The following is a 9240-nucleotide window of genomic DNA, read 5'->3' as shown; positions in this document are numbered from 1 at the left end:
ATGTCCCCGAAAATGACGGATTTTCATTTGATTCCGTCATCTGCGGATGACGGAACTCTGCGAGGCTTCCTCTTCGGGGAGGTTTTTCGACACGCTGAGAGGCCCTCCGGCCAAACGCCGGAGGGCCTCTGTATGATGTCTCTGTATCGCTGTGAAGCTGTATAGGCGCTTACTTGGTGCCGAAGATACGGTCGCCGGCGTCAGCCCCAGCCGGCTGATGCCGGCCGGGGACACCAATCTTAACATCCTCGGGGCAAATGAATTGCCCCTGCGGCAAGAGTTTTGCCTGTGGCAAAACCCTTGGACGCGCCAAAAGGCGCGGTGCCGGGCGACGCCGAAGGAAAACTTACTTCGTGCCGAAGATACGGTCGCCGGCGTCGCCCAGGCCGGGGACGATATAGCCGTGGTCATTGAGCTTCTCGTCCACGGCGGCGCAGTAGATGTCCACGTCGGGATGGTCCTTGTGCACCCGCTCGATGCCCTCGGGCGCGGCGATGATGTTCATCAGCTTGATGTGCTTGACGCCGTAGTTCTTGATAAACTGGATGGCGGCGGAGGCGGATCCGCCGGTGGCCAGCATGGGGTCCAGAATGATGACGTCCCGCTCGGAGATGTCGTTGGGCATCTTGCAGTAGTACTCCACAGGCTCCAGGGTCTGGGGGTCCCGGTACAGGCCGATGTGGCCCACCTTGGCGGAGGGGATCAGGGTGAGAATACCGTCCACCATGCCCAGGCCGGCCCGGAGCACAGGCACAATGGCCAGCTTCTTGCCGGAGAGCACCTTGAACTTGCCGGTGGACACGGGGGTCTTGATCTCCACCTCCTCCAGCGGCAGGTCCCGGGTGGCCTCATAGCACATCAGGGTGGCGATCTCAGACACCACTTCACGGAAGTCCTTCACGCCGGTGCGCTCGTCGCGCAGAATGCTCAGCTTATGCTGCAGAAGAGGGTGGTCCAGCACATGTACCTTGTCCATCTTTTCCATCGTCAACGTCCCCTTTGTCTGTTTATTTCGTGGGCGCGGCTGTCTCCCCGCGCCCCTGCGTATGTTCCCGTTCCAGCCGCTCCCGCTCCGCCTGAGAGAGGCGGTGATAATCGGGCGCCAGATCCCGGGCCGTGGTCAGCGCGCCCGCCCGGGCCTGCTCCAGGGCGGCCCGGGCCACGCCCCACGCCGTCTGAAGCCGCAGATGGGGCGGCGCCATACGGAGCTCCGGCCCACACCCGTTCAAATTATTATAGCATAACCAGGCGCCGTCTCCAACTATTATTTGCGGCTTCCCGCTGTTTTTCAGCTCCTCCCCCAGCTCTGCCAGGCTGATGGCCCGGTCCGGGGTGAGGCGCACCGGCACGCCGTCCACGGCGGCGAAGCGGGCGTTGTACACCTGGTTCCGGCGGGCGTCCATGACGGCGCAGATCTCCGCGCCCTCCATGTGGGCCACCGTCCAGGCCATGGCCTCCAGGGTGGACACCCCGGCGCAGGGCTTGTCACCCGGCCAGGCCAGGCCCTTGGCCGCCGCCACGCCGATGCGCAGGCCGGTGAAGGACCCGGGCCCCGCCGCCACAGCCACCACGTCCACATCCTCCAGCTTCACGCCGCACCCGGCCAGCATGGCCTGGCACATGGGCATCAGGGTGACGCTGTGGGTCAGTCCGTTGTTCTGGAAGGACTGGGCCAGCAGCTTCTCGTCCTCGCACAGGGCCACCGAGCAGGCCACCGCCGAGGTCTCCAGCGCCAGTATCTTCACGCCGCGTCCCCTCCTTCAATGCGAATCAGCCGCTGATTGTCGTGGGCGCCCCGGCGGATGTCCACCCGGATGCAGTCCCCCTCCAGGGCGTCGGAGACGTTCTCGCTCCACTCCACGGCGCACACGCCCCCCCGGACCAGATAGTCCTCCCAGCCGATGTCGAACAGCTCGTCAGAGCTGCTCAGACGGTACATGTCAAAGTGGAAGAGGGGAAGGCGGCCCCCCTCGTACTCGTTGACAATGGTGAAGGTGGGGCTGGTCACCCGCTCAGGGATGCCCAGGCCCCGGGCCATCCCCCGGACAAAGGCGGTCTTGCCCGCTCCCAGGTCCCCGCTGAAGGCCACCACCGCCCCCGGCTTCAGCCTGCCCGCCAGGGCCGCTCCCAGGGCCTCGGTCTCCGCCGGGGAATTTGAAACATATTCCATATCACACCTCGGATTCCCGCCGGAGCGGCTTCTCAGCCTCTCCGGCAGCCTTGCTTCTGTGGGTCATTATAACATATGTGTGAACAGTGCGCAAAACTTGTTTACGCTTTTTAAAAAAGATGGTAGAATAGGTTGGTTCTCAGGCGGTCAAAAAAGTCCGGGGACCTTTTGGCCGCCTGCAAAAATGCGTTTTTTGATGCGCTGGATGCTATCCCATTCGCCCGAAAGGAGGCCCCCTCTTGTCCTGGCTTACCGACTCCCTGCGTGAGTTCTTCCGAAAGGGAGATCTTCTGCTGCTCACCCTTTGCATCGCCGCCTCCGGCTACGGACTGGTGCTGATTTACAGCGCCACCCGGTATATCGGCGGCTACCGGAACATGATCATCCAATCCGTGGCCATTGTGCTGGGGATTGCGGTGTATATCTTTATCTCCTCTGTGGATGTGGAGCTGATAACAGAAAAATCCTGGAAATTCCTTCTCGCCTTCAACGCCGTGTTCGTCCTCCTCACCCGCACCCCTCTGGGCGTGGAGGTCAACGGAAACCGGAGTTGGATTCATATCCCCGGCGTTCCCTTCAACATTCAGCCGGCCGAGATTGTCAAGCTCTCCTTTGTGCTCCTGCTGGCCTGGCAGTGCGTCAAGCTCCGGGAGCGGGGCCTGTCCCGGCCCACGTCCGTCTTTCAGATCGCCGGGCACACCCTGGTGATGTCGGGCCTGATTGCAGTTTCCTCCGGCGACTTCGGCATGGTGCTCACCTACCTGTTTATCTTTGTGGTGGTGGCCTGGGCGGGCGGCGTGAAGAAGCGGTGGTTTGTGCTGGCCATTGTGGTGTGTGTTGCGGCGGTGGTGCTCATCTGGCCCCACGTCAGCGACGACTACCGCTTCCAGCGCTTTACCGTGGTCATCGACCACCTGACCGGCAACGAGGAGACCCTGTACGAGCAGACCCAGGGCACCGGCTGGCAGCAGACCCGCAGCATTATGGCCATCGGCAGCGGCGGGCTTACTGGCATGGGATACCTCAACGGCCCCCAGACCCAGAGCCAATCCAAGTCCTCCCTCCCTGCCCGTGAGACCGACGAGATTTTCGCCGTCTGCGGCGAGGAGTTCGGCCTGGTTGGCTGCGTGCTCCTGCTGCTGCTCCTGTCCCTCATCATTCTCCGGTGCATCTGGGTGGCAAAACGGGCCCGCAGCCTCCAGTCCGCCCTTATTGCCATGGGCTTTGCCGGTATGCTGCTGGCCCAGGTGGCGGTCAACGTGGGCATGTGCCTGTATATCTTCCCCGTGGTGGGTCTGACCCTCCCCTTTATCAGCTACGGAGGCTCCTCTATCGTCACCATGTACGCCGCCATGGGCCTGGTCTCCAGCATCAAAATGCGCTCCCTGCCCAGCTGGCTGTCCGACCGGAGCAACCTGCAATCATAACCGTATGCAAAAAGGGTTTCATCCGCCAGGCGGATGAAACCCTTTTTTGTTTTTCAATATCTGTAAAGTATTATTCCTGTTCAGTCTTTTCATGGGCCTTGGCTGCGTCCAGAATCCGGTTGGCCGCCTCCTCCTTGCTCATCAGGGGCAGCTCCTCCGCGCCCCCGGCGGTGATGAGGGTGATGACGTTGGTGTCCACCCCGAAGCCTGCCCCCGCCACCTTCAGGTTGTTGGCGCAGATCATGTCCACGTGCTTCTTCTCCAGCTTGGCCCGGCTGTTTTCCAGCAGGTCCCTGGTCTCCATGGAGAAGCCGCAGATAAACTGGCCCGGCCGCCGGTGGTCCCCCAGGTACTGCAGAATGTCCCGGGTGCGGGTGAGAGGGATGCTCATGTCCCCCGCCTGCTTCTTCACCTTGTCGCCGCTGTACTCCGCCGGGGTGTAGTCGGCCACGGCGGCGGACTTGAAAATCCAGTCGGCGTGTGGGCTGCGCTCCGCCACCGCCTCGAACATGTCGGCCGCCGACACCACCGGCACCACCTCCACAAAGGGCGGCGGGTCAATGGCGGTGGGGCCGGAGATAAGTGTCACCTCCGCCCCCCGCAGCATGGCCATCCTGGCCAGGGCGTAGCCCATCTTGCCGGTGGAGTGGTTGGTGAGATAGCGCACCGGGTCCAGGGCCTCCCGGGTGGGGCCCGCCGTCACCAGCACCCGCTTCCCCTCCAGGTCGTGGGGCAGGGCCAGGCGGCGCAGGATGTGCTGGAGCAGCTGCCCCGGCTCGGGCAGCTTGCCCGCCCCCACGTCCCCGCAGGCCAGGCGGCCGGAGGCGGGCTGGATGACCTCCCAGCCATACCGGCGCAGGATGTCCAGGTTGTCCTGGGTCACCGGATTTTCAAGCATATTGGTGTTCATGGCAGGGGCGATGAGCTTGGGGCACTTGCAGGCCAGCACCGTGGTGGTGAGCATGTCGTCGGCCAGGCCGTGGGCCAGCTTGGCGCACACATTGGCCGTGGCCGGGGCCACCAGCACCAGGTCGGTGCGGCGGGCCAGGGAGACGTGCTCCACCTGGTGGACAAAATTCCGGTCAAAGGTGTCCACCATGGTCCGGTTCCCCGTCAGCTCTTCAAAGGTCAGCGGGGTGATGAACTCGGTGGCGTGGGCGGTCATGATGACCTCCACGCAGCAGTGCTGCTTCACCAGCGCCGAGGCCAGCGCCGCCGCCTTGTAGGCGGCGATGCCGCCCGTTACCCCCAGAAGAACCGTCTTTCCCTGCAGCATACATAACCCTCATTTTTCGTGAAATATGGAGGCCGTCAGGGCCTCCTCTGGCATTATGACACAGAAATCCGCCCTTGTAAAGCACCCTTTTCTCTCCGCCTGCGGCGTGAGACGGGCAGTTTTCTCTTGTAAAGCGTCCCCCGGTCCGGTATAATAACAGACTGGAAAGCACGCCGCCGGCGTGCTTCAACATTGCGTTGCATCCTCCTTGAGAGGAGCGACAGCAGGAGGTAATTGAATATGAAAAACCGCAGGAAAGACGCCAGATGGATGGCCGGCGTGGCCATGATGGCGGCCATTGTCGTGCTGCTGGCCAACACCCCCCTGGGCATGATCCCCCTGGTGGTCACCAAGGCCACCACCGTCCACATCCCTGTTATCCTGGGCGCCATTCTCTTCGGGCCCCTGGCGGGCGGCATCCTGGGCGGCGTGTTCGGCGTCTGCTCCGTCATCATCAACACCTTTACCCCGGCCCTCACCTCCTTCGCCTTCTCCCCCTTCATGAGCACCACCGGCCTGTCCGGAGCGGTCAAGGCCCTGTGGGTGGCGGTGGGCTGCCGGATTCTCATCGGCGTGGCGGCGGGCTGGCTGTGGAGAGCCCTGTCCCGCACCAGAATGAACAGCTGGACCGCCCTGTCCATCGTGGGCTTTACCGGCTCCATGGTCAACACGGTGACCGTCATGGGCAGCATCTTCCTGCTCTTTACCCAGCAGTACGCCCAGGCCAAGGAGGTGGCCCTGGAGGCGGTCTCCGGTTTGATTCTCACCACCGTTCTGGCCAACGGCATCCCCGAGGCCATTGTGTCCACTGTCCTGGTAGCGGTCATCGGGAAAAATCTGCTCCGGTTCGCCAAGCCCCGGCTCCAGGCGGCCTGAGCGCCACTACTGTTTTAGGAGGCGAAACCCATGCTTCTGGCCATTGATATTGGAAACAGCAACATCGTCATCGGCGGCATCGAGCACGACCAGATCCGGTTTGAGGCCCGCATCGCCACCGACCACATCAAGACCTCCGACCAGTACGGCGTGGAGATCAAGAACCTGCTGGACTTTTTCGGCGTGCCCCTCTCCCAGGTGGAGGACTGCATCATCTCCTCGGTGGTGCCTCCGGTGTTCAACTCTGTGCGCACAGGACTTGTCAAGCTGACTGGCCTTACCCCTATGGTGGTGGGGCCCGGCATTAAGACCGGGCTGAACATCCGTATGGACGACCCCAGCTCGGTGGGCAGCGACCGCATCGTCATCGCCGTGGCCGCCCTCCAGCAGTATGCCCCGCCCCTCACCCTGGTGGATATGGGCACCGCCACCACCATCGAGGTGGTGGACTGCGGCAATACCTACCTGGGCGGCTGCATCATCCCCGGCGTCCGGGTCTCTGCCGAAGCTCTGTCCAGCCACGCCGCCCAGCTGCCCGGCATCCAGCTGGACAGGCCCCGCCGGGTCATCGGCAAGAACACCGTGGAGTGCATGCGCAGCGGCATCATGTACGGCGCCGCCGCCATGCTGGACGGCATGCTGGACCGCATTGAGGAGGAGCTGGGCAAGCCAACCACCGTGGTGGCTACCGGCGGCATCGCCCAGTTTGTGGTGCCCCTGTGCAGACGGGAGATCAGGCTGGAGAAAAATCTGCTCCTCAAGGGGCTCAACCTCCTCTACAAGAAGAACAAAAAGGGCTGAGCCACGGCCCTTCCATCAGAAACGGGCGGCCTGCCGGAGATACCGGCGGGCCGCCCGTCAAGCTGTCAAAAAGTCAAAGACTTTTTGACAGCTTGACAAAATGCCGTTACTTTCACGCCGCACAGCGGCGCAAAAGTCCTCGCTCCGCTCGCCGTAAGCCTTGCCGCGCAAGGCTTACGGGACATTCGATTTCATTCGAGGCGGGCGGCCGCCCCCTCGAGCTCCCCCGCCCCGGCTCAGGCGGATTCTTTTCAACTGAGATTTTTTGACCGCTGACGGGCGGCCTGCCGGAGATACCGGCGGGCCGCCCATTTTCTTTTCGGTTATTCCGAGATATTAGCATAATCTCTCTCCGTTGGTAAAGAATAAGTCTGAATCCAGTTTCCATCCATTTACCAAGGAGGTCTTTTTTCGTGAAGCATCGTGCATTCCTGCGCCGCTCCCTTCCCCTGATCACCCTGACAGTCCTGCTCCTTACCTTCGCCCTCCCCACCTATGCCCTGTTCGGCTTTGGTGAGGAGGCGGAAGCGCCGTCGGTGGCCGCCTTCTCCAAAAATGGCCCCGCCGGCAGCGCCATTACCTTCTCCGCCGGAGACTTCGTGGTCCAGAGCGGCGGCGGCCTGGACGCCATCGTCATCTCCACCCTGCCCGACCAGGCCGCCGGCATCCTGACCCTGGGCGGCCAGCCCCTGAACGCCGGGGATGTGGTGGCCATGACCGCGGTATCCGGCCTGGCCTTCCAGCCCCTGACCGCCTCCGCCGCCACATCCGCCAGCTTTACCTTCACCCCCGTGTTCTCCGACGGCACCTCCGGCAGCCCGGTGGAGGTGGGCCTCCACCTGCTCAGCGAGGCCAACAGCGCCCCCATCGCGGAAAATCTGGAGCTGTGCACCTATAAAAACGTGGCCATCACCGCCCGCTTTTCCGCCACCGACCCGGAGGGCGACCTGCTCACCTTCCAGCTGGTGGACAAGCCCGCCCGGGGCGCCGTCACCATGCCGGAGGACGGCTCCAACGAGTTCATTTACACGCCCTATGAGAACAAGACCGGCAAGGACTCCTTCACCTATGTGGCGGTGGACGCGGTGGGCAACACCTCCGCTCCGGCCACGGTAAAGGTGAAGATTGAAAAGGCCGCCACCAAGGTGACCTACGCGGACATGGACGGCGTGCCGGCCTGCAAGGCGGCCATCCGTCTGGCCGAGGAGAGCATCTTTGTGGGCGAGTGCATGGGCGGAGAATACTTCTTCAACCCCGACATCCCCGTGTCCCGCAGCGAATTTCTCACCATGACCATGAAGGCCGCCGGTCTGGACGCCCTGGAGGATGTGACCACCACCGGCTTTGCCGACGACGCCGCCATCCCCACCTGGGCCAAGGGCTACGCCGCCTCCGCCCTGAAGGCGGGGGTGGTCCAGGGCGCCGCCGATGAGGCGGGCCGCATTGTCTTCAACGCGGAGGACACCATCACCCGGGCAGAGGCCGCCGTCCTGCTGGATCGGGCCCTTCAGGTGTCCGATGTTGCCGAGACCACGGCCTCGGTGGACGAACTGGCCCCCGCCTGGGCAGTCCAGTCCGCCGCCAACCTGGAGAGCTGCGGCGTACTCTCGGCCGGCAGCACCGGCACCCTGGAGCTTAACGACACGCTCACCCGGGCCGACGCGGCTGAGATGATTCTGGGCGCCCTGGAGGTGCTGGACGCCCGGGACAGCGGCGGCTGGTTCAACTGGTAAGCGCCTGAAAACAGGACCGCGCCGGGCAATATGCCCGGCGCGGTCTCTTATATAGCTCGTTTTTACTGTCCGGCGGGACGGATAAAATTGGTGAATACGCCCCGCTCCTGCTGCGGCATGGGCGCCTCCTTGAGCCGCTCAATCATCCAAACCATGTTCCGGCCGATGTTTCACATGGTCTGAAGGCCCTCCAGGTCCTGTCTCACCTCCTCCGGCGTGTGGCCGTGGACCATGTTCCAGTAGGTACCGGACACCACAGGCATGGAGGTAATGCCGAAGTACTTGTTCACCGCGTCCAGGGAGGCGGTGGTCCCGGCCCGCCGGGCGGACGCCACCGCCGCGCCAGGTTTTCCGACAAAAGGAGATTTGCTGCCCGAGCTGGCGTAGAACGCCCGGTCCAGGAAGCTCAGGAGACGGCCGCTGGGGTGGGCGTAATAGACCGGCGTCCCGAACACAAAGCCGTCCGCCTTCTGCGCCTTTTCCAGGAACTCGTTTACGCCGCCGTCGGCAAAGACGCACTTGCCCTTTCCTCTGCACTGACCGCAGCCGATGCAGTCCCGCATGGGCTGGCCGCCCAGCTGGAAAATTTCCCACTCCGCGCCCAGCTCCTGGGCCGCCGCGCCAATCTCGCTGAGGGCGGTGTAGGTGCAGCCGCGCTGGTTGGCGCTCCCGTTTACCATCAGAATTTTCATGTGCTCGTCCTCCTTGCAGGATTCTTATCATATACTTTATAACAATTCCATCCCTGATTGCAAGTACGCACCATTGAGATAGCTACTACCCAGAAAGTATGTGTTCGTGGACAGGTAAGGGGCAGGGCCGCAGCTGCGGCCCTGCCCCTTCTTATGTACGGTCTCTCTTACTTGGAGAGGTAGGCGTGGATCTGCTCGGCGCCCTTCTTGCCCGCGCCCATGGCCAGGATGACGGTGGCCGCGCCGGTCACCGCGTCGCCGCCGG

At 63.2% G+C, this 9240-nt stretch carries 8 protein-coding genes and 2 pseudogenes; 4 read left to right on the top strand and 6 right to left on the bottom strand.

Annotation, left to right across the window (positions count from 1 at the left end; translation table 11 throughout):
• Positions 1 to 346: 346 nt before the first annotated feature.
• From upp to tsaE, 3 genes are read right to left on the bottom strand one after another with little or no spacing between them, the layout of a single operon-like run.
• Positions 347 to 976, bottom strand: coding sequence for a uracil phosphoribosyltransferase (upp, locus tag QZY67_RS10900; protein ID WP_295370265.1), 630 nt, complete (start codon positions 974 to 976; stop codon positions 347 to 349).
• Positions 977 to 1007: 31 nt separating this feature from the next.
• Positions 1008 to 1745 carry a tRNA (adenosine(37)-N6)-threonylcarbamoyltransferase complex dimerization subunit type 1 TsaB gene (gene tsaB, locus QZY67_RS10895; protein ID WP_295370263.1) on the bottom strand — a complete coding sequence of 246 codons (738 nt, stop codon included), beginning with the start codon at positions 1743 to 1745 and terminating at the stop codon, positions 1008 to 1010.
• Complete coding sequence (tsaE, locus tag QZY67_RS10890) at positions 1742 to 2170, bottom strand: tRNA (adenosine(37)-N6)-threonylcarbamoyltransferase complex ATPase subunit type 1 TsaE (protein WP_295370261.1); 429 nt, start codon at positions 2168 to 2170, stop codon at positions 1742 to 1744. The genes tsaB and tsaE overlap by 4 nt, the downstream gene beginning before the upstream one ends.
• 239 nt (positions 2171 to 2409) lie before the next feature.
• Here tsaE and QZY67_RS10885 point away from each other — a divergent pair, with 239 nt between their 5' ends.
• Entirely contained in the window at positions 2410 to 3597 is a 1188-nt protein-coding gene (locus tag QZY67_RS10885; protein ID WP_295370259.1) for an FtsW/RodA/SpoVE family cell cycle protein, read from the top strand.
• 70 nt (positions 3598 to 3667) lie between these two features.
• On the opposite strand, the gene coaBC is transcribed toward QZY67_RS10885, so the two are convergent.
• Positions 3668 to 4873: a bifunctional phosphopantothenoylcysteine decarboxylase/phosphopantothenate--cysteine ligase CoaBC gene (coaBC, locus tag QZY67_RS10880; protein WP_295370257.1), complete on the bottom strand. Its 1206-nt coding sequence runs from the start codon at positions 4871 to 4873 to the stop codon at positions 3668 to 3670.
• 240 nt (positions 4874 to 5113) lie between these two features.
• Between coaBC and QZY67_RS10875 the strand changes: the two genes are divergently transcribed.
• The 3 genes from QZY67_RS10875 to QZY67_RS10865 all read left to right on the top strand — a co-directional run bounded on the left by QZY67_RS10875 (position 5114) and on the right by QZY67_RS10865 (position 8283).
• Positions 5114 to 5749 carry an ECF transporter S component gene (locus QZY67_RS10875; RefSeq protein WP_294534614.1) on the top strand — a complete coding sequence of 212 codons (636 nt, stop codon included), beginning with the start codon at positions 5114 to 5116 and terminating at the stop codon, positions 5747 to 5749.
• Between the two features lie 30 nt (positions 5750 to 5779).
• Entirely contained in the window at positions 5780 to 6550 is a 771-nt protein-coding gene (locus tag QZY67_RS10870) for a type III pantothenate kinase (RefSeq protein ID WP_294534617.1), read from the top strand.
• Positions 6551 to 6963: 413 nt separating this feature from the next.
• Positions 6964 to 8283 (top strand): Ig-like domain-containing protein, encoded by a 1320-nt coding sequence (locus QZY67_RS10865; RefSeq protein WP_295370255.1) that lies wholly within the window; start codon positions 6964 to 6966, stop codon positions 8281 to 8283.
• A gap of 62 nt (positions 8284 to 8345) precedes the next feature.
• Here the strand turns inward: QZY67_RS10865 and QZY67_RS10860 are convergent.
• Positions 8346 to 8975 (bottom strand): annotated as a pseudogene (locus QZY67_RS10860) (flavodoxin family protein).
• Positions 8976 to 9142: 167 nt separating this feature from the next.
• Positions 9143 to 9240: pseudogene (locus QZY67_RS10855) on the bottom strand (glutamate synthase); the annotation flags it as partial.

Source organism: uncultured Pseudoflavonifractor sp., assembly GCA_904419835.1.
Lineage (GTDB): Bacteria > Bacillota > Clostridia > Oscillospirales > Oscillospiraceae > Pseudoflavonifractor.
Note: the sequence above shows the minus strand (reverse complement) of the source record. Positions and strands in the feature narration are given on the sequence as shown.